The organism is Onishia taeanensis, assembly GCF_013349955.1.
In the GTDB taxonomy this organism is placed as follows: domain Bacteria; phylum Pseudomonadota; class Gammaproteobacteria; order Pseudomonadales; family Halomonadaceae; genus Onishia; species Onishia taeanensis_B.
In genome coordinates, this window is sequence record NZ_JABVXC010000002.1 from 185341 (window position 1) to 205088 (window position 19748).

The 19748-nt window shown below is 63.5% G+C and carries 20 protein-coding genes and 1 other RNA gene; 4 read left to right on the forward strand and 17 right to left on the reverse strand.

The annotated features are described in order from the left end of the window. Nucleotides 1-7: 7 nt before the first annotated feature. The 10 genes from ftsW to rsmI all read right to left on the reverse strand — a co-directional run bounded on the left by ftsW (nt 8) and on the right by rsmI (nt 11050). Nucleotides 8-1231, reverse strand: a complete 1224-nt coding sequence (gene ftsW, locus HUS66_RS03635; RefSeq protein ID WP_175069602.1) for a putative lipid II flippase FtsW — start codon at nt 1229-1231, stop codon at nt 8-10. Beyond that, nucleotides 1228-2610, reverse strand: coding sequence for a UDP-N-acetylmuramoyl-L-alanine--D-glutamate ligase (gene murD, locus HUS66_RS03640; RefSeq protein ID WP_175069603.1), 1383 nt, complete (start codon nt 2608-2610; stop codon nt 1228-1230). Before murD ends, ftsW begins: the two co-directional genes overlap by 4 nt. Continuing rightward, nucleotides 2610-3692, reverse strand: a complete 1083-nt coding sequence (mraY, locus tag HUS66_RS03645; protein WP_175069604.1) for a phospho-N-acetylmuramoyl-pentapeptide-transferase — start codon at nt 3690-3692, stop codon at nt 2610-2612. Before mraY ends, murD begins: the two co-directional genes overlap by 1 nt. 9 nt (nt 3693-3701) lie before the next feature. After that, the gene (locus tag HUS66_RS03650) at nt 3702-5072 is read right to left on the reverse strand and encodes a UDP-N-acetylmuramoyl-tripeptide--D-alanyl-D-alanine ligase (protein ID WP_175069605.1); all 1371 of its coding nucleotides are present in this window, start codon (nt 5070-5072) and stop codon (nt 3702-3704) included. After that, nucleotides 5069-6607, reverse strand: a complete 1539-nt coding sequence (locus HUS66_RS03655) for a UDP-N-acetylmuramoyl-L-alanyl-D-glutamate--2,6-diaminopimelate ligase (protein ID WP_175069606.1) — start codon at nt 6605-6607, stop codon at nt 5069-5071. Before HUS66_RS03655 ends, HUS66_RS03650 begins: the two co-directional genes overlap by 4 nt. A 15-nt stretch (nt 6608-6622) precedes the next feature. Further along, nucleotides 6623-8353 carry a peptidoglycan D,D-transpeptidase FtsI family protein gene (locus HUS66_RS03660; RefSeq protein ID WP_175069607.1) on the reverse strand — a complete coding sequence of 577 codons (1731 nt, stop codon included), beginning with the start codon at nt 8351-8353 and terminating at the stop codon, nt 6623-6625. Then, nucleotides 8350-8667 (reverse strand): cell division protein FtsL, encoded by a 318-nt coding sequence (gene ftsL, locus HUS66_RS03665; protein ID WP_175069608.1) that lies wholly within the window; start codon nt 8665-8667, stop codon nt 8350-8352. Before ftsL ends, HUS66_RS03660 begins: the two co-directional genes overlap by 4 nt. 79 nt (nt 8668-8746) lie before the next feature. Continuing rightward, nucleotides 8747-9703, reverse strand: a complete 957-nt coding sequence (gene rsmH, locus HUS66_RS03670) for a 16S rRNA (cytosine(1402)-N(4))-methyltransferase RsmH (protein WP_175069609.1) — start codon at nt 9701-9703, stop codon at nt 8747-8749. A 63-nt stretch (nt 9704-9766) separates the two neighbouring features. After that, nucleotides 9767-10128, reverse strand: an RNA gene (rnpB, locus tag HUS66_RS03675) — RNase P RNA component class A. 61 nt (nt 10129-10189) lie between these two features. Beyond that, on the reverse strand, nt 10190-11050 hold the full coding sequence (rsmI, locus tag HUS66_RS03680; protein WP_175069610.1) for a 16S rRNA (cytidine(1402)-2'-O)-methyltransferase: 861 nt from the start codon (nt 11048-11050) through the stop codon (nt 10190-10192). Between the two features lie 37 nt (nt 11051-11087). Here rsmI and HUS66_RS03685 point away from each other — a divergent pair, with 37 nt between their 5' ends. From HUS66_RS03685 to HUS66_RS03700, 4 genes are read left to right on the forward strand one after another with little or no spacing between them, the layout of a single operon-like run. Beyond that, a complete protein-coding gene (locus HUS66_RS03685) occupies nt 11088-12965 on the forward strand; it encodes a penicillin-binding protein activator (RefSeq protein ID WP_175069611.1) in 1878 nt (625 codons plus the stop codon). After that, nucleotides 12949-13317, forward strand: coding sequence for a YraN family protein (locus HUS66_RS03690; protein WP_175069612.1), 369 nt, complete (start codon nt 12949-12951; stop codon nt 13315-13317). Before HUS66_RS03685 ends, HUS66_RS03690 begins: the two co-directional genes overlap by 17 nt. Nucleotides 13318-13341: 24 nt before the next feature. Further along, complete coding sequence (locus HUS66_RS03695) at nt 13342-13935, forward strand: phosphoheptose isomerase (RefSeq protein WP_092524643.1); 594 nt, start codon at nt 13342-13344, stop codon at nt 13933-13935. Nucleotides 13936-13940: 5 nt separating this feature from the next. Next, entirely contained in the window at nt 13941-14516 is a 576-nt protein-coding gene (locus HUS66_RS03700; protein WP_175069613.1) for a BON domain-containing protein, read from the forward strand. Between the two features lie 195 nt (nt 14517-14711). Here the strand turns inward: HUS66_RS03700 and HUS66_RS03705 are convergent, their stop codons facing one another. The 7 genes from HUS66_RS03705 to rplM form a co-directional block, all read right to left on the reverse strand. Next, the gene (locus tag HUS66_RS03705; protein ID WP_175069614.1) at nt 14712-15206 is read right to left on the reverse strand and encodes a ClpXP protease specificity-enhancing factor; all 495 of its coding nucleotides are present in this window, start codon (nt 15204-15206) and stop codon (nt 14712-14714) included. 50 nt (nt 15207-15256) lie between these two features. Beyond that, nucleotides 15257-15883, reverse strand: coding sequence for a stringent starvation protein SspA (sspA, locus tag HUS66_RS03710; protein ID WP_175069615.1), 627 nt, complete (start codon nt 15881-15883; stop codon nt 15257-15259). 144 nt (nt 15884-16027) lie between these two features. Continuing rightward, entirely contained in the window at nt 16028-16798 is a 771-nt protein-coding gene (locus HUS66_RS03715) for a cytochrome c1 (protein WP_175069616.1), read from the reverse strand. After that, nucleotides 16798-18057, reverse strand: a complete 1260-nt coding sequence (locus HUS66_RS03720; protein WP_175069617.1) for a cytochrome b — start codon at nt 18055-18057, stop codon at nt 16798-16800. The genes HUS66_RS03715 and HUS66_RS03720 overlap by 1 nt, the downstream gene beginning before the upstream one ends. Beyond that, nucleotides 18057-18653: a ubiquinol-cytochrome c reductase iron-sulfur subunit gene (petA, locus tag HUS66_RS03725; RefSeq protein ID WP_175069618.1), complete on the reverse strand. Its 597-nt coding sequence runs from the start codon at nt 18651-18653 to the stop codon at nt 18057-18059. Before petA ends, HUS66_RS03720 begins: the two co-directional genes overlap by 1 nt. 217 nt (nt 18654-18870) lie before the next feature. Then, the gene (rpsI, locus tag HUS66_RS03730; RefSeq protein ID WP_175069619.1) at nt 18871-19260 is read right to left on the reverse strand and encodes a 30S ribosomal protein S9; all 390 of its coding nucleotides are present in this window, start codon (nt 19258-19260) and stop codon (nt 18871-18873) included. Between the two features lie 13 nt (nt 19261-19273). After that, nucleotides 19274-19702: a 50S ribosomal protein L13 gene (rplM, locus tag HUS66_RS03735; RefSeq protein ID WP_175069620.1), complete on the reverse strand. Its 429-nt coding sequence runs from the start codon at nt 19700-19702 to the stop codon at nt 19274-19276. Nucleotides 19703-19748 lie beyond the last annotated feature (46 nt).

Consider the following 19748-nt stretch of genomic DNA (forward strand, 5'->3'; position numbering starts at 1 on the left):
TCTTGATTCAGTCACGCACGCTCTCCCTGCGAGTCGGTGTCTGGTTAGGCTGGGCCTTGCTCGATGAGGGCCGGGGCGCCGTCGGGCGAGCCCGACGCACAACCTGCCGCGTCTCGATATCAACCCTCAGCAACAGTGCCACCATGACGGCACTGATCACCAAGCTCGAGCCGCCGTAGCTCAGAAGCGGCAGGGTCAGGCCCTTGGTCGGCAGCATGCCGGTACTCACCGAAATATTGATGAAGGCCTGGGCGCCGATGATCAGGGCGATACCGTAGCTGAGGTAGGCAGCGAACGGCAATTTGGCAAGCTCCGCGCGCCGCCCCACCGCCAGTGCCCGAATGACCAGCAGTGCGAAAAGCCCAACCACCGTGATGGCGCCAATCAGACCCAGCTCTTCGGCAATCACCGCGAAAACGAAATCGGTATGCGCCTCGGGCAGGTAGAAGAGCTTTTGTACGCTGTTGCCCAGCCCCAGGCCAAACCAGTGGCCGCGGCCATAGGCGATCAGCGCCTGGGTCAGCTGATAGCCGCTGGCGAACTGGTCCGCCCAGGGGTCCGAGAAGCTGGTCAGCCTCGCCATGCGGTAGGGTTCGGCGATTGCCAGCAGAAGCCCTAGCGCCGCCAACAGCACCAACAGCAGCAGAAAACGCCACATCGGCGCCCCCGCCATCAGCAGCATGCCCATCACGCAGCCGGTTATCACCACCACCGAGCCATAATCGGGCTCTAGAATCAGCAGCAAGGCGACCACGCCCGTCACCAGCAAGGGCCGCAGGAAGGCGCCCCAGGTCTTGCGTACCATCGGCAAGAAGCGCTCGAGATAGCCGGCCATATAGGCGATCATGCACAGCTTGGCGATCTCGGAGGGCTGCAAGTTGAGAGGCAAACCGGGGATCGACAGCCAGCGGGTACTGCCGTTGACCTCACGGCCGACGATAAGCACCACCAGCAATAAAAAGACGGCGACGCCCAACAGTAATTGGCCGTTGACCCGCCACCAGCCCAGCGGCACCCACAGCACCGCATAGCCCACCGCGATCGCCATGACCACGAAGAGTCCATGGCGAATACTGAAGTAGAAGGGATTACCGGTAAGCCCCGACGCGACTTCACTGGAAGCCGAGGTGACCATCACCCAGCCCACCAACATCAGCGACAGGGCCGACAGCAACAACCAACCATCGAAGGGCTGGTGTGCGGTGGACAAGCGCTCGCGAAGCCCTTTCATTCGCCCTCTCCCAGCGTCGTCAGCACCCAGTCGCGGAAGGCATCTCCGCGGGCCATGTAATGGGGGAACTGATCGAGACTCGCACAGGCCGGCGAGAGCAGTACCGCATCCCCGGGCCGGGCAACCATATGCGCCCGCTTCAGGGCAGAGGTCAGATCATCGACCCGAGTCACGGTGACGCTCTCGTTCAGAGCCGTCGCCAAACGCGCGGCATCGGCACCGAACACCACCACTTCACGGGCATGACGGGAAAGCGGCGCGGCCAGGGGGGAAAAATCGGCCCCCTTGCCCACGCCGCCGGCCAATAGCACTAGGCGACCCTCGAGTGTCGGCCCCAGGCCTTCGATGGCCGCCAGGGTGGCGCCCACATTGGTGCCCTTGGAATCGTTGATCCAGAGGATGTCATTGGCCTTGGCCACCAGTTCGCCACGGTGGGCAAGCCCGGCGAAACGCTCGAGCACCCTCCGCATGGCCACAAGTGGCAGCCCCAGGCGCCTTCCCATGGCCATTGCGGCCAGGGCATTGGCCTGATTGTGACGCCCGGGCAGGCGCACTGCGGCAGCCGGCATCAGAGGGATGTCGCCATGCATCAGCCAGGGCGCTGTGCCCTGACCGTCATCATGGTCCGCAATGCCCCAGTCATCAGCGGCCGGCGCCCCGGTCGTGAAGCGATCCAGTGCCGGCAGCGGAGCAGCCGGCCAGGTCATGGGGTCATCGACGTTGACGACGCCATGCGCCGCTCCGCGGAAGATACCAAGTTTGGCGGCGCGATACCCTGCCAGGTCGCCATGGCGGTCCAGGTGGTCTTCGCAGAGGTTGAGAAAGGCCGCCGTTTCGGCGCCGAGCCAAGGCGTGGTCTCGAGCTGGAAGCTCGACAGCTCCAGCACGTAGAGCTCGGCATCGGGCACCTCTGCCAACAGATCCAGCGCCGGCGTACCCAGGTTACCGCCCACCGCGACGCGCCGGCCGGCCTCCAGGGCCATATCGCCGAGCAAGGTGGTCACGGTGGACTTGGCGTTGGCGCCGGTAATGGCGGCGATCGGCGCACGGGCCGCGCGCACGAAGAGTGCAATCTCACCGACCAGGCGCGGCCGCCCTTCTTTATCGACAGCCGAAAGCGATGGCAGGCCCGGCGTTTTCGGGTCGACGCCGGGGCTCAGCACCACTTCGGTGGCCGCCGACATGTCGAGCGAGTCGAGCGACCCGCAGTGGATGGCAACGCCAGGATGCTCCGCCCGCACGGCATCGAGGCCGGGCGGAGCGTCACGGGTATCGGCGATCATGAAGGGAGTACCCAGGCGCGACAGGTGTCGAGCAATGGCGCGGCCCGACACGCCGAGCCCCACCACCAGGGTCATCCCCTTGGGGACCACAGCCATCAGCGCACCTTCAGGGTCGCGAGTCCCAGCAGCACCAGCACTACCGTGATGATCCAGAAGCGCACGATTACCCGCGGCTCGGGCCAGCCCTTGAGTTCGAAGTGATGGTGCAGGGGCGCCATGCGGAAGATGCGACGTCCGGTCAGCTTGTAGGAACCGACCTGCAGGATCACCGACACCGTCTCCATGACAAAGACCCCGCCCATGACGAACAGCACGATTTCCTGACGCACGATCACCGCCACGACACCCAGGGCAGCGCCCAGCGCCAGGGCGCCCACGTCGCCCATGAAGACCTGGGCCGGATAGGTGTTGAACCACAAAAAGCCGAGACCGGCACCAGCGATGGTGCCGCAGAAGACGGCAAGCTCGCCGGCGCCGGGAATCAAGGGGATATGCAAATAGTTCGCGAAGACGGTGTTACCGCTGGCGTAGGCAAACACGGAGAGGCCCATGGCCACCAGCACGGTGGGCATGATGGCCAGGCCGTCCAGGCCATCGGTGAGGTTGACGGCGTTGGAGCTGCCGACAATCACCAGATAGGTCAGCACCACGAAGAACAGCCCCAGCGGCACCACCACATCCTTGAACAGCGGTACGATCAGGCTGGTCTCGACCGGGCTCGCCGCCGTCAGGTAGAGCAACAGCGCGGCGGCGAGCCCGATCACCGACTGCCAGAAGTACTTCCAGCGGGCCGGCAGACCACGCGGATTCTTCTCGACCACCTTGCGGAAATCATCGACCCAGCCGATGGCGCCGAAGCCCAGGGTGACGCCGAGCACGATCCAGACATAGTGGTTGGTCAAATCGCCCCACAGCAGGGTGCTGACGGCCATCGCCATCAGGATCATCGCTCCGCCCATGGTGGGCGTGCCGGCCTTGGAAAGGTGTGACTGAGGGCCATCATCGCGCACCGCCTGACCGATCTGGCGCTCGACCAGACGGCGGATCATCATCGGCCCCAGCCACAGGCACAGCAGCAGGGCCGTCAAGGTCCCCAGGATCATGCGCAGGGTCAGGTAGCTGAAGACGTTGAAGGCGTTATTGTAGTGCGCCAGTAGCTCGGCAAGAAAAAGCAGCATGGGTCGCGTTCACCTTGATGCATCCAGGCGCAGCTCGGCAATCAGACGTTCCATGCCGGCGCTGCGCGAGCCCTTGACCAATACGCTGGCCCCGGGCGGAAGATGGTTGTGGGCATGGCGTGCAAGCGCCTGCCAATCGTTGAAATGACACCCGCCTTCTCCGAAGGCAAGACTCGCCGACTCGGCCGGCGCGCCCAGAGTGCCGAGGAAGTCGATCCCTCGTTCCCGCGCATGGCGCCCAATATCGGCATGCAGCCGCTCGGACGCCGTTCCCAGTTCACCCATGGCCCCCAGCAGACACCAGCGGGGGCCCGGTAGCTCGGCCAGCAGGTCTATCGCCGCCTTCACCGCACCGGGGTTGGCATTATACGTATCGTCGAGCAAACGTGAATCGCGGATTCCCGGCACCACCATCAGGCGACCGGGCATCGGCATTGCCGCCGACAGGCCCGCCATCAGCGAGGCCTCATCGAGCCCCATGGCCAGGGCGGCCGCTGCGGCCGCCAGGGCATTGGCCACATTATGACGGCCAAGCAGACCCAGCTGCACGCGACCCAGCGAACGTCCGTCGACGAGGAGTGTGAACGCATAGCGCCCCTGGTCATCGCAGACCAGATCGGCCGCCCGCACCCGAGCGCCCTCCTCGAAGCCGAAGTCCAACACCTCGCGCGGCTCGGCCAGGCGGCGCCATAGCGGGTAAAACACATCATCGTGGTTGAGCACGGCCACCCCGTCGGCACCGAGGCCAGAGAGGATTTCGGCCTTGGCCTGGGCGATGTATCCCATGCCACCGAACTCACCCACATGGGCGCCGGTAACGTTGGTAATCACCGCCACCTGAGGTGCTGCCAGGAGCGTCGTCCAGGCGATCTCACCGAGATGATTGGCGCCCAGCTCGAGCACCGCATGGCGATGCTCGGGGGCGAGGCCCAGCAAAGTCAGCGGTGCGCCGATGTCGTTATTGAGGTTACCGCGAGTCGCGAGCCCCTTGCCGCCTGCCGCGAGCAGTGTCGCCAGCAGCTCCTTGACCGTGGTCTTGCCGCTGTTGCCGGTGACGGCCACCAGTGGCCCGCCCCAGGCCTGGCGGCGGGCCTTGGCCAGCACGCCCAGCGCCAGCCGGGTATCGGCGACCACCAGCTGGGGCAGCGGGTCTTCGACCGGTCGTGACACCACCGCGGCCAGCGCCCCGGCCTCCCGGGCCTTGGCGAGATAATCGTGGGCGTCGAAACGCTCGCCGACCAGCGCCACCAGCACCTGACCCGGCGCCAGCGCCCGGGTATCGGTGGTGATGCCGGCGACCTTTGAGTCAGGCTCGACCGGACAGGATGCGCCCAGCAGCTCGGCCAGCGCACCCAGTGTTTCGAGGCCGGCGCCACTCATGAACGCGACTCCGACCCAGCATCCCTGGGCAAGGGTGCGAGGTCATCCAGGGCCTTGGCGATCTCCTCGGCATCGGAAAAGTCATGGCGTACACCGCCGATCTCCTGATAGGTCTCGTGCCCCTTGCCCGCGACCAGTATCACGTCGTCCGGACCAGCGGACTCGAGACAGGCGCGAATCGCCGCGCGACGCCCCTCGAGGCACCAGGCCGCGTTGCGCTGAGCCGGTTCGAGCCCCTCGAGGACCTGAGCCCGGATCTCCGCCGCCTCCTCGCCCCGCGGGTTGTCGTCGGTGATCACCAGCCGGTCGGCGTGAGCAGCGGCCGCGCGGGCCATCAGCGGGCGTTTGCCACGGTCGCGATCACCGCCGCAGCCAAACAGGCACCACAGTTGGCCGGACTTGCCCAGGTGCGCCCGCAGCGCGGCCAGGGCATTGTCCAGCGCATCCGGCGTATGGGCGTAATCGATCACCACCGACGGCTGGCCGGGACGGGTGATCAGCTGCATGCGCCCCGGCACCGGGGTCAGCTTGCCTGCGGCCACGCTGATATCTTCAAGGGATTCGCCGAGGCCATAGAGGGTGGCCATCGCCAGCAGTACGTTATCCAGGTTGAAACGTCCCATCAGTGACAGCGCCAGCGCGAACTCCCCGTCGGGGCTTGCGATCAGGGCTCGCTGACCGTCGGGACGCGGCTCCCAATCGAGCACCCTGAAGGTGGTGGCCTCTTGCTCGCCGGTGGCCAATACCCGCACGCCCTTGGGCAGACCGGCCAGCATCAGCCTTGCTAGCGAATCATCGCCGTTGACCACGGCCAATTCGAGTTCCGAGCGCTTGAAGAGTTTTGCCTTGGCGGCGGCGTAGTCGGCCATACCGCTGTGATAATCCAGGTGATCGCGGGTCAGGTTGGTAAACACCGCGGCCTGCACCCGGCAGCCCTCGAGGCGCTGCTGATCGAGGGCGTGAGACGACACTTCCATGGCCACGCGATCAAGACCCTGGGCGGCCATCTCACCGAGACTCTCCTGCAGCGTCAGCGGCCCCGGCGTCGTCAGGCCGCTATCCACCAGCGCCCCCGGGCGACCGCTGCCCAACGTGCCGATCAGCCCGCAGGGACGGCCGACCGCCTCGCTCAGGGCGGCAATGTAGTGCGTCACCGAACTCTTGCCGTTGGTACCGGTGACACCGATTAGCTGCTGGTGCTCAGGCACCTGGAACAGTGCCCGGCCCAGCTCGCCCACACAGTGACTGAGGCCGGTCAGCATCAGCACCTGCGGATCATCGGCTTCCTCAAGGGGAGGCGTCTCGGCATCGAAATGACAAAGCACCAGCGCGGCACCGGCCGCAAGCGCCGGGGCCAGATAGTCACGGCCATCGACATGCACGCCAGGCAGCGCGATGAAGACATCGCCCGGCGTTACAGCCCGGCTGTCCTGAACCAACCGGCGCGGCCCCTCGGGCTGAGCGGGAAGCGAGACGGTGATGCCGGGCCAGAAGGCCTCAAGGCTGGCGAGGAGTCGCGAGTTGTCGACCTGCATGCGTGTCTCCTGGAATCAAGGGGCGTCGGCGGACGAGAGAGTGTCTTGGTCGGGCGGCACGTCGAGCAGGCGCAGGGCGTTGCCGACGACGGTCGAAAACACCGGCGCCGCGACCAAGCCGCCATAGTAGTCTCCCCCGCGGGGATGGTCGATCATCACGACCGTGACGAGCCGCGGATTCGAGGCCGGGGCAATGCCGACGAAGAGACCGCGATAGGCGTCCTCTTCATAACCACCCCCGGACGCCTTGTGCACGGTACCGGTCTTGCCGGCCACCCGGTAGCCCGGCACCACGCCACGGTGCGCGCCGGTATCCGGCTGCACCACCTGCTCCATCATGCCCAGTAGCTCATCGGCAACCCGTGGCTCGATGACCACAGACCCTTCGGGTGGCCCGTCGCGCTTGAGCAGCGAAGCGGGCAAGCGGCGTCCATGGTTGGCAATCGCTGTATAGGCGCTGGCCAGCTGCAGAGCCGACACTGACAGGCCGTAGCCGTAGGCCAGGCTGGCACGCTGGCTATCGGCCAGGCGCACGGGAGCCGGCAGGCTGCCGTCGGCCTCTCCAGGGAAGCCGGTGCCAGGCGACTGCCCGAGCCCCAGGCGGCGATAGGTATCGACCACAGCCGTATCGGGCAAATCGAGCGCAATGCGGCTCATGCCGATGTTCGAGGACTTCCTGAGGATCCCGCCTAGGGTCAGCTTGCCGTAGTTGCGAAAATCGCGGATGGTGAAACGGTTGTCCAGGCGCATCCAACCGGGCGAGGTATCGACCACGGTATCGGGCGAATAGCGATCGGTCTCGAGGGCTGCCGACATCGCCAGCGGCTTCATCACCGAACCTGGCTCGAAGACATCGACGATAGCCTGGTTACGCAGACTGCGGGGATCGAGACCGGCACGGTTGTTGGGGTTGTAGGACGGCTGGTTGGCCATCGCCAGCACTTCGCCGGTGCGAGCATCCATCATCACCAGCGTGCCACCGTCGGCGTTACGTTCCTGAACGGCCGCCTTGAGCTCCCGGTAGGCCATATACTGGAGTCGCTGATCTATCGCCAGGACCAGCTCACCGCCGGGATCCGCCTCCTTGAGCAGGTGCAGGTCGCGTACCAGGCGTCCCCGGCGATCCTTGAGCACCCGGCGCTTGCCCGGCGTGCCAGATAGATAGCCATTGTAGGCAAGCTCCAGCCCCTCCTGCCCATGATCATCGACGTTGGTCACGCCCAGCAGCTGGGCCGAGGCCTCGCCCGAGGGGTAGTAGCGACGATATTCGAGCTGGCGGTAGATGCCCGGCAGGTTGAGATCGAGAATCTCCTGGGCATCGGCGGGCGTCATCTGCCGGCGCAGATACATGAACTCACGCTCGGAATAGCGGGCAATACGTGCATTCAGGTCATCCAGGTCGACATCCAGGGCCCTGGCCAGCACCAGGCGCTGGATATCGTCGGGCGGCAATTCCTGAGGGTTGGCCCAGAGGCTGACCACCGGCGTGGAGATCGCCAACGGCTCGCCGTTGCGGTCGGTGATCATGCCACGGTGAGCGCTGATCGGTTCGACGCGCAGGGTGCGGGCATCGCCCTGCCCCTGCAGGAAAGAGCGGTCGATGACGTGCAGATAGGCGATACGCGCGCCGAGCGTGCACAGGGCCAGCAGGATCAGCCCCAGCATCAGCCGGTAACGAAAAGCGCCCAAGGGAGCACTGGGAGGCGGGCGGCGCGGTGTGGCGGCGCGGCGCTGGGTGGTGCTCATGGGCCGATCACCTCGACCCGCTCGATATCGGGCAGGCGCATCTCCAAGCGCTCACTGGCGAGCCGCTCGATACGCGCCGGGCTCGACCAGGCGCTCTCTTCGAGGAGCAACTGCCCCCACTCGGTCTGTAGCTGGTTCTGCTCGCGTTCGAGCTGCTGGAGGCGGGCGTATTGCACCCGGGTCAAATGGCTGCTGGTGGTGACGGCCACGGCACTCACCAAGGCCGCCACGACCAGCACCACCACCAACAGGAGACGCAGCTTCGGAAGTTGGCTCGCCTCCAGGCCTGGCATCCAGACTCGTCCCTGGCTCATGTCGCTCCTTTTAGCTGCTGCGTCTTAGCTGCGGTCTCTTGGCTGCCAGCAAATCGCGGGGGCTCACTATTAAGGCTGACTATTTCAGCTTGCGTGCCACTCGCATCACGGCGCTGCGGGCACGAGGATTCGCCTCGACCTCGCTGGCGCTGGCCCGCCGAGCCTTGCCGACGGCTTCAAGGCGGCGATTGAGCTGATCATCGCGGATCGGCATGCCACGGGGCAAGTGCGTGTCGCCGCGCACATGCTCGCGAATGAAGCGCTTGACGCGACGATCCTCGAGAGAATGGAAGCTGATGACCACCAGATGGCCGCCCGGCGCCAGGGCCTCAAGAGCGGCGTCGAGGGCGGCATCCAGTTGGTCGAGCTCGCCATTGACATGGATGCGCAATGCCTGGAAGGCACGCGTCGCCGGATGCTTGCCCTTTTCCCAGGCGGGGTGCGCCGTCTTGATGACTTCTGCCAGATCGCCGGTGCGAGTGAAGGGGCGCTCCTGGCGACGCTCGACGATGGCTCGGGCCAGACGCTTGGCGAAGCGTTCTTCGCCATGGGTCTTGAACACCCAGGCAATGTCCTCGACCTTGGCCCGCGCCAGCCAGTCGGCGGCGCTCTCACCGTGGTCAGGGTCCATGCGCATGTCCAGCGGACCATCGCGCATGAAACTGAAACCACGCTCGGGATCGTCGAGCTGGGGAGACGATACGCCCACATCGAGCAGAATGCCGGATAACCGACCGTGCAGATCGTGTGCGCTGGCGATCTCACCAAGCCTTGCGAATTCACCGCGCTCGATGCCAAAGCGGGCATCATCGATGCTGGCCGCCTCGTCCAAGGCCTGAGGATCACGATCAATGGCCAACAGGCGCCCTTCCGGCGCCAGTCGCGAGAGGATCAGCCGGGAATGCCCGCCGCGTCCAAAGGTGCCATCGAGATAGGCACCGGTGGGGTCGACGAGCAGGGCATCGACCGCCCCGTCGAGCAGCACGCTTTCATGCAGAAAGGAAGACGGGGCCGCGGCGTTCTCAGGTGAGGTCATGCAGGTCTCGATACGAACATAAACACCGGCCGACCATGCATGGCCAGCCGGTGATGGGGAATGGAAGGGAGTCGGCCGATAAGCCGGGTTCTGTCGTGGACAGTCATTCCTCTAGGAAAGGCGTCGCCACCTTTCTCAAGCAACCTACCCGAACCCAACGCGGGCCACGCCAATGGGTTCCTATTTGGTCTTGCTCCGAGTGGGGTTTACCGTGCCACGCACTGTTGCCAGGCGCGCGGTGCGCTCTTACCGCACCCTTTCACCCTTACCGGCCTCCCGAAGGAGACGTAGGCGGTCTACTCTCTGCTGCACTAGCCGTCGGCTCACGCCGCCCAGGCGTTACCTGGCACTCTGCCCTATGGAGCCCGGACTTTCCTCCCCCGATGACCCTAGAGGCCCTCGGCGGCGACTGTCTGGCTGACTCCCAGCGGCGAAGAATACCAGCGCAGCCATCCCCCCTCAAGCAATGAGTTCCGCCATACCAGGTCATTCAGCCTCGTCCTTGAGCGCCTGAGCGCGGGCGTACCAGGCCTTCTTGGTGCCCCCAAGCAGACGGGTGGTGATCGCCGCCGCCTGCTTGACGCCCACCCCTTCGGCCAGCAGCGCCTTGAGCAGCGTCTCGGCCTCGACCAGCGCCTCATCGTCCTCCGCCTTCGGCGAGGCCCCGGCCACCATCACCACGAACTCTCCCCGCGCCTGGTCCGGGTCCGCCTCCATGCGTGTCAACAAGGAAGCGGCATCACCATCGAGGAAGGTCTCGAAGGTCTTGGTCAGCTCTCGGGCCAGGACCACCCGCCGCGCGCCGAAACTGCCGGCAATATCCTCGAGGGTGCCACGAATACGATGAGGCGATTCGTAGAAGATCAGGGTTTCTTCTCGCTCCACCAGCGCCGCCAACCGTCCTCGGCGCCCGCTGCCCTTAGCGGGCAAAAAGCCTTGAAAGAGGAAGCGGTCGGTGGGCAGCCCCGCCGCAGAAAGCGCCGTCACGAAGGCGCAGGCGCCAGGAATCGGCACCACCCGATAGCCACTGGCCCGCAGCTCGCGGACCAGCAGGAAGCCTGGATCACAGATCAGCGGCGTGCCGGCATCGCTGATCAAGGCCACATCCTCACCGGCAGCCAGCCGCGCCTTGAGCTGAGCGACTCGCCCGCTTTCATTGTGCTCGTGCAGCGAGAGCATCGGCCGCTCGAGCCCCAGGTGGCGCAGCAGGCGCGCGCTATGGCGGGTATCCTCGGCCGCAATCACAGCGACATCGGCCAGCACCTGACGGGCCCTCGGCGACAGGTCGTCGAGATTCCCAATCGGCGTGGCGACCACGTACAATGCTCCAATATCTGAAACTGTCATTACGATTCCGAAAGCGGGTTATCAAAGGAAGGGATTCATGAACAAATCGTCACGCGGCTTGCTGGCTGCGGCGTTGCTTGCACTGCTGGTCAGCGGCTGCGCCGGCCCCAGCATGATGTCGACCGAGCGTTCGCCGCAGGCCCTGCTCGGCCAGGCCGAGCAGCAGGCTCCCGCTCAGGCTGCCGCCAGCCGACTCGAAGCGGCCATCATCCTAGCACGCCGCGGCGAGGCGGCTAAGGCCCAGGAAGTCGCCAGCCAGCTCGACGACACCGCTCTCAGCGCCGAGCGCCGCCAGGAATGGGCACTGCTGCTGTCGCGCCTGGGGCTGGAGGCCGAAGACGGCTGGAGCGTGATTCAGGCCACCGACCTGCTTGAAGCCGGCGCGCAACTTGATCAGGATGCCGCCAACAACCTGCGCTACCGCCGCGGCCTGGCGCTTGGCCTGCTCGGCGAACCGCTGGCCTCGACTCAGGCCATGCTGAAAGCCCAGGCAGCCACCGGCAGCGATGTCCCCAACGACGCTATCTGGAAGCAGCTAAACCGTCTCTCGGCACAGGAGCTGATGACCCTGCGCAGCAACGCCGATGAGCTGACCCAGGGCTGGCTGTCGCTGCTGGAGCTGCAACGCCAGAGCGGTGGCGATATTGATCAACTGCTCGGCCAGCTGTCCAACTGGCGCGACGCCAACCGCCCCCACCCCGCTGCCCGCAAGCCGCCCGCCGAGCTGCTGGCCCTGCGCGACCTGCGCGGCACACGGGTCGAGCGCATTGCCATCCTGCTGCCCGAATCGGGCTCGCTGGCGTCCGTCGCCGAACGCATCCGCCGCGGCATCGAAACCCGTCATGAACAGGCTGGCCAACAGGGCGCCTTCACCCCCAAGCTAGATTTCATCGACTCCAGCCAACAGGATCTCAACACCCTGTATGCCGAAGCCACCATGCGTGGCGCCCAGGTCGTGATCGGCCCCCTGGCCAAGAGCAAGGTCGAAGAGCTGGAAAAACGCCAGCGACTGCCGCTGCCGACACTCGCCCTGAACTACGGCACAGCCGAGCGCAACGGCGCCGAAAACCTCTTTCAATACGGCCTTTCCGTCGAAGATGAAGCACGCCAGGTGGCCATCCGCGCTGCTCGAGACGGCCACCGTCGCGCCGCGGCGATGGTGCCCAACAATGACTGGGGGCGCCGAGTCGGCACGGCCTTCCGTGAGAGCTGGGAAGACCAGGGCGGCGACATCGGTCACCTGATGCACTACGACCCGGAAGCCCTGGTCAATAACAGCGTCAAGCGCCTGCTCGACCTGAGCGGACCGGTCGATATGATGTTCCTGCTCGGACTGCCAAGCTATGCTCGCCAGGTTCCCCCCACGCTCGACTATCAGAAACAGCCGGACCTGCCGGTCTATGCGACATCTCAGGCCTACGAGGGGCGGCCTCAGCCGCGCTCCGACAGTGACCTGAACGGCGTGCGTTTCGTCGAGATCCCCTGGCTGATTCCCGATGCGGCCGTTGGTGGCGTCGAGGCGCTACCCTTCTATGCGAGCTATCGCACCCTTTCTGCCGAAGCCGACGACCCTGCGCTATTGAAGCTAATGGCCATGGGCGTCGACGCCTATGAACTCGGCGTGCGTCTTCCCCAGTTCCAGGCCATTAGCGGCAGCGAGTTGTTCGGCGCTACCGGCACCTTGCGCGCCGCCAGTGACGGCCGCATCCAGCGCCAGTTGCCTTGGGCAGAGTTCATCGACGGCCTGCCACAGCCGCCCCTGGAGGCCGAAGGCCAACGAGTGATCGGCTCCGGTTCAGGCAAGGGAGCCCAGGCCGGGCAAACAAACGGTCGAGGCAATGCCGACACCAGTGATGGCGAGCTTACCAACAGCGGACTAGGCGATGGTGACCTGAGCAATGGCGAGCTCCGCTGACGCAAGGGCGCGCGGCGCTGCCATCGAGGCCCTGGCCAACGACTGGCTCGCCGCCCGTGGCCTCACTCCTCTGGCACGCAACCAGCATGCCAAGGGTGGCGAGCTCGACCTGGTGATGCGCGAGGGAGAAACCCTGGTGTTCGTCGAGGTTCGCCACCGTCGCAATAGCCGTCACGGTCACCCGCTGGAGACGGTGACGGCCAGCAAGCAGCGCCGCCTAATCAAGGCGGCGCGTTTTTATCTCGCCCGCAACGGGCTATCATGTCCCTGCCGCTTCGATGTAGTCGCCGTCACCGGCACCGCCCCCGACCTGGAATTTCTCTGGGTAAAGGGCGCCTTCGATGCGTTCTGATCGCTATAGGACCAGGAAGCCAAGATGGATTTCCAATCACGAATTCTCGGACACTTCAACGCCAGCATCGACACCAAGACCTACGCCAGTGAAGTGTTGCCACCCTTCATCGAGGTCGCCAGCCAGATGATGGTTCAGTGCCTGGTGAGCGAAGGCAAGATCCTGGCCTGCGGCAACGGCGGCAGCGCCGGTGACAGCCAGCACTTCTCTTCCGAACTGCTCAACCGCTTTGAGCGTGAACGCCCTAGCCTGCCGGCACTGGCACTGACCACCGACACCTCGACCCTGACCTCCATCGCCAACGACTACAGCTACAACGAGGTCTATTCAAAGCAGATCCGCGCCCTCGGCCAGCCCGGCGACGTGCTGCTCGCCATCTCCACCAGTGGCAACTCGGCCAACGTGGTCCAGGCCATCCAGGCCGCCCATGACCGGGACATGACCGTAGTCGCCTTGACTGGCCGAGACGGTGGCGACATGGCATCGCTGTTGGGTCAGGAGGACTGTGAAATCCGCGTGCCCGCCACCTCTACCGCGCGCATCCAGGAAGTGCATCTCTTGGTCATCCACTGCCTGTGTGATTTGATCGATGAACAACTCTTCGGCCCAAGCGAGTGATTTCCATGCGTAACGCAATTATCCCCACCCTCGTTCTTGCCCTGACCCTCGGCCTTGGCGGCTGTACCACCATTGCCAATGTGACCAACGATGGCCCGATTGGCGAGAACTATGGCGAACGCACCCTGGGCAGCAAGGTCGAGGACGAGAGCATCCAGACCAAGGTCAGCGTCAACCTTGGCAAGACCGACGCTCGATTGGCCGATGCCCGCATCAACGTGAACGTCTTCAATGGCGTGGTACTGCTGACCGGCCAGGTACCGAGCGATGAGCTCAAGAACAAGGCCGCCAGCGTCGCCGAACAGGTGCGCAACGTGCGCCAGGTACACAACCAGTTGGCGATTGCCGCCAACCTGCCGATGAGCCAGCGCCTGTCCGACGGCTGGTTAGCCACTCGCCTCAAGACCAGCCTGGCGACCAACGAGAACATCGACGCGAGCCGCATTAACATCGTGGTGGAAAACGCAAGCGTCTACCTGATGGGCCTGGTGACCCGCGCCGAAAGCGAGCGCATCGTTTCCGCCGTATCCGCTACAGGAGGCGTGCAACGGATCGTCAAGGTCTTCGAATACCTCGATTGACGGCGCTCTGCAGAGCCCAATGACGCAAACGCAAAACGGCAGGCCCGAGGGCCTGCCGTTTTGCGTTCAAGGGCTTTTTGACTCAAGGGGCTGACTAAAGAGGCTTACTAAAGAGGCTGACTCAAAGAGTATTCCCTATAGAGAAGATGCCCGCCCCCTCAAGCCTGAACTCAGAAAGAAAAGCATCAACTGAGTCTACTTGATGACCCGCAGCGATGGCCGACCCTTGGGCGGCGCCTTGGGATCACTCTCATCGTCGCTACTGGCCTCGTCTCCGGTATCCTCGACGCTCGAAAGTGACGGGCGCTCCTCGGATGCTGCTTCACCACTCTCGGCGCCACCCTCGGCGTCAGCCTCTTCCGCTTCATGGCCCGGCATGACCGGCTCGTGACCAAACACCATGCCCACACCGTTTTCACGGGCATAGAGCGCGATCAAGGCATCGATCGGTATCATCACCCGCATTGACTTGCCGCCAAAGCGAGCGCTGAAGCTGATCGCATCGTTTTCCATGAACAGCTCTTCAACGGCCTGCGGCGCGATATTCAGCACGATCTGGCCGTTCTGCACGAACTGTTCCGGCACCTCGACGCCAGGCTGTTTGGCATCGACGACGACATGAGGGGTCTGATCGTTGTCCAGGAGCCATTGATACAGAGCCCTGGCAAGATAGGGACGACTCGATAGCATCTCGGGCCTCCATTGTCAGTGGACCGGGCGTTATGGCCCGGTCGCGGGTATCAGGTACGCATCTCGCGCTCGGCTTCCGACAGCGAGGCCTTGAAGGACTCACGCTCGAAAGTGCGCTCCATATAGTTCATCAGCGGCTTGACCTGTTTCTCAGGAAGCTCGATGCCTAGTACCGGCAATCGCCACAGAAGCGGCGCCAGACAGCAATCCACCAGCGAGAACTCTTCGCTCATGAAGAACGGCATGTCCTCGAAGATCGGCGAGATCCCGACCAGGCTCTCACGCAGTTCCTTGCGTGCCTTCTCGGCATCCTTCTTGCTGCCCTGTTGGATCTGCTCGATCAGCGGGCACCACTCCCGCTCGATGCGGTGCATCCACAGGCGACTCTGCGCCCGGGCTACCGGATAGACAGGCAGCAGCGGGGGATGCGGAAACCGCTCATCCAGATACTCCATCATCACCTTGGACTCATAGAGCACCAGATCGCGATCCAGTAGCGTCGGTACGCTATTGTACGGATTGAGATCCGCCAGCTCTTCGGGATGACTGTCTTCCTTGACTTCCAGGATGTCGACGGCAACCCCTTTTTCTGCCAGCACGATTCTCACGCGATGACTAAAGTGATCATCGCTACCGGAGTAGAAGGTCATCGACGACCGCTTGGCCACAACACCCATTTAACATTCCTCGCAACAGTTCGAGCCTGGATGATAACACGTTGACCGCGCTTCCAGGCGTCGAGACCCGCGATACGGGCCATGGAAAATAGACAAGGGCGCATGCCCAACGGCCATGCGCCCCCATGCATCCACTGGGTCATGTCAGTGGATGTCGCGCCAGTACTCACGCTTGAGCAGATAAGCGATGACACCGAAGATGAAGATAAACATCAACACCTTGGGCCCCAGAGCCTGAGCCTGGAGCTTGGACGGCTCCCCGACGTAGGCCAGGAAATTAGTCAGATCATAAACCGCCCGATCGAATGCCTCCGGCTCGAGCTTACCCGCCTGGGTCACCTTGAGCACATCGCAGGACTGATACTTGCCTGTCAGCGGGTCGGGCTCATGCCCGGGAACCGGCCGATCAGTCTCAGCACAGACCATTTCCTTCACACCCTGCAGCGGCTCCAGCGCATTGGGCATGCCCACCAGCGGGAACACCGTATTATTCACGCCCAACGGGCGCTCCGGGTCCTTGTAGAAGCTGCGCAGATAGGTATAGATCCAATCCGTGCCGCGCAGGCGCGCCTCGAGGGTCAGGTCCGGCGGCGCGGCACCGAACCAGGAAACGGCATCGCCCTTCTGCATGGCATTGCGCATCTGATCATTGAACGCCAGGTCCTCGGAAAATATCAACTGCTGCTCGACCAGATCCTGGGGGATGCCCAGGTCCTCGGCGGCCCGGGAATAACGCTGATACTGTAGAGAGTGACAGCCCATGCAGTAGTTGGTAAATAGCTTCATGCCATTCTGTAGCGATGCCTTATCGGACAGGTCCGGGGTCATCTCGTCGAGATGAACTTCATTGCCACCCGCAGCAAACCCGGTCATCGGCATCAGCGCCACGAGCAAGGCGAACAAGTGCTTTTTCATTAGCCAGTCACCCTTTCCGGTACAGGCTTGGTGGTCTCCAGCCGCGTGTAGATCGGCATCAGCAGGAAGAAGGCGAAATACACCGCTGTGCAAATCTGAGCCACCAGGGTTCTCCCTGGCGTCGACGGCAGCACGCCAATCACCCCGAGCACCACGAAACTGATCGCAAACAACGCCAGCATGACCTTCGACAGCCAGCCCTTGTAGCGCATGGAAAGCACAGGGCTCTTGTCCAGCCATGGCAGCACGAAGAGGATCGCGATCGCACTTCCCATGACCATCACACCCAGGAACTTGGAATCCAGGCCGAACAGCGAGAAGGTGATGGCGCGCAGCATCGCGTAGAAAGGCGTGAAGTACCACACTGGCGCGATGTGGTCTGGTGTCTTCAACGGGTCGGAGGGTTCGAAGTTGGGCTTTTCCAGGAAGTACCCACCCCCTTCCGGGAAATAGAAGATCACCACGCAGAACACGAACAGGAATACCGCCACCCCCACCAGATCCTTGACCGTGTAATAGGGGTGGAACGGAATGCCGTCCAGCGGCTTGCCGTTCTCGTCCTTCTTGGCCTTGATGTCGATGCCATCGGGATTGTTGGATCCCACTTCGTGAAGCGCCAGTATATGCAGGACTACCAGACCGAGAATCACGATCGGCAGAGCCACCACGTGCAGGGCGAAGAAGCGATTCAGGGTGATCCCGGAGACCAGGAAATCACCGCGAATCCACTGCGTCAGGTCCGCTCCCACCACCGGGATGGCCGAGAAAAGCGAGATAATGACCTGCGCTCCCCAGTAGGACATCTGCCCCCAAGGCAGCAGATACCCCATGAAGGCTTCGGCCATCAAGGCTAGATAGATGGTCATGCCAAAGATCCACACCAGCTCGCGAGGCGCCTTGTAGGAGCCATAAAGCAGCGCGCGGAACATGTGCAGATAGATGACCACGAAGAATGCCGTAGCCCCGGTGGAGTGCATATAGCGAATCAGCCAGCCGAACTCGACATCTCGCATGATGTACTCGACAGAGGCAAAGGCCCCTTCCGCAGAAGGGTTGTAGCTCATGGTCAGCCACACCCCGGTCAGTATCTGATTAACCAGCACCAACAGAGCCAGTGAGCCGAAGAAGTACCAAAAATTGAAGTTCTTGGGGGCATAGTACTTGGCCAGATGCTCTTCCCACATCTGGGTGGCAGGAAAGCGATCATCGATCCAGCGCATGATGCCACCTTCTGCCTTGACGCGATTCGGATTACCCATCAGGCCGCCCCCTTGTCTTCGCCGACAACGATAATGTTGTCATTGTCATAGCGATGCGGTGGCACTTCCAGGTTCAAAGGCGCCGGCACCCCAGTGAAAACCCGGCCCGCCAGATCGAAGCGCGAGCCATGGCAGGGGCAGAAATAGCCCCCCGGCCAATCACCGCCTAGATCAGCAACACCAGGCTCAGGCCTGAAGGTAGGCGAACAACCAAGGTGCGTGCAGATGCCCACCAGCACCAAAACCTCAGGCTTGATGGAGCGCAGTTCAGGGTCCACGTAACTCGGCTGCTGCGGTGCCGAGGACTCGGGGTCTCGCAGGCGGGAAGGGTCGATGCGCCGGATCTGTTCGATCATGGCATCGTCGCGCCGCACCACCCACACGGGCTTGCCACGCCACTCGACGGTCATCTGCTGGCCGGACTCGAGCTTGGATACATCCGCCTCCACCGGAGCTCCTGCTGCCCGCGCCTTGGCACTGGGTTGCCAGGAGGCAACAAAAGGGACAGCGACACCCACCGCACCCACCGCGCCGACGACGGTCGTAGCAGCGACGAGAAAGCGACGCCGCCCCTTGTTCACGCCCTTGTCCGCCATCTTGTCATGCTCCCTATCCAATCACCCGCTGCCTGACCGCGCCAGACACTGTCGCGACCTACGGATAAGATGATCTTCATGTTAGAAAACCGCCTGAACTAAAACAAGCGAAAGCCTTGCCACATGACGCAGCATAGCTGACTCAAATCATTGAACAGGCATAAAAAAACGCCCGGCCCCCAACGGGGACCGGGCGTTTGCCGGGCTCTCGAAACGTTTAACGCTTGGAGAACTGCGGGCTGCGGCGTGCTTTACGCAGGCCGACTTTCTTACGCTCGACTTCGCGGGCGTCACGAGTGACGTAGCCGGCGTCACGCAGCGGCTTGCGGAAATCTTCGTTGTACTGCATCAGCGCACGGGTGATGCCGTGGCGGATCGCGCCGGCCTGAGCCGAGCCACCGCCACCCTTGACGGTCACGTAGACGTCGAACTGGTCCAGTGTCTCGGTCAGCTCGAGCGGCTGACGGACGACCATGCGGCCAGTGACACGACCGAAGAACTCGTTGAGTTCGCGGCTGTTGACGGTGATTTTGCCGGTGCCCGGCTTGAGGAAGACGCGCGCGGTGGACGTCTTGCGGCGACCGGTACCGTAATACTGTTGAGTCATGGCAATCTACCCCTTAGATGTTCAGTTCTTGCGGCTGCTGGGCGGCATGCGGATGCTCGGTACCGGCATAGACCTTGAGTTTCGAGTACATGGCGCGACCCAGCGGGCCTTTCGGCAGCATGCCCTTGACGGCAGACTCGATGACACGCTCAGGAGCGTGACCGATCATCTTCTCGAAGTTCATGGAGCGCAGGCCACCCGGATAACCAGTGTGACGATAGTAGGTCTTGGCCTGTGCCTTGTTGCCGGTGACCGTCACCTTCTCGGCGTTGACCACGACGATGTAATCGCCAGTGTCGACGTGCGGGGTGTATTCCGGCTTGTGCTTGCCACGCAGGCGGCGAGCGATCTCGGTGGCCAGGCGACCGAGGGTCTTGTCCGTAGCGTCGACGACATACCAGTCGCGCTCGACGGACTGCGGCTTAGCAGAAAACGTCTTCATGGGTTGAATCACCAATTGTCGCATGGGGTAGGACCAAAACGTCTAA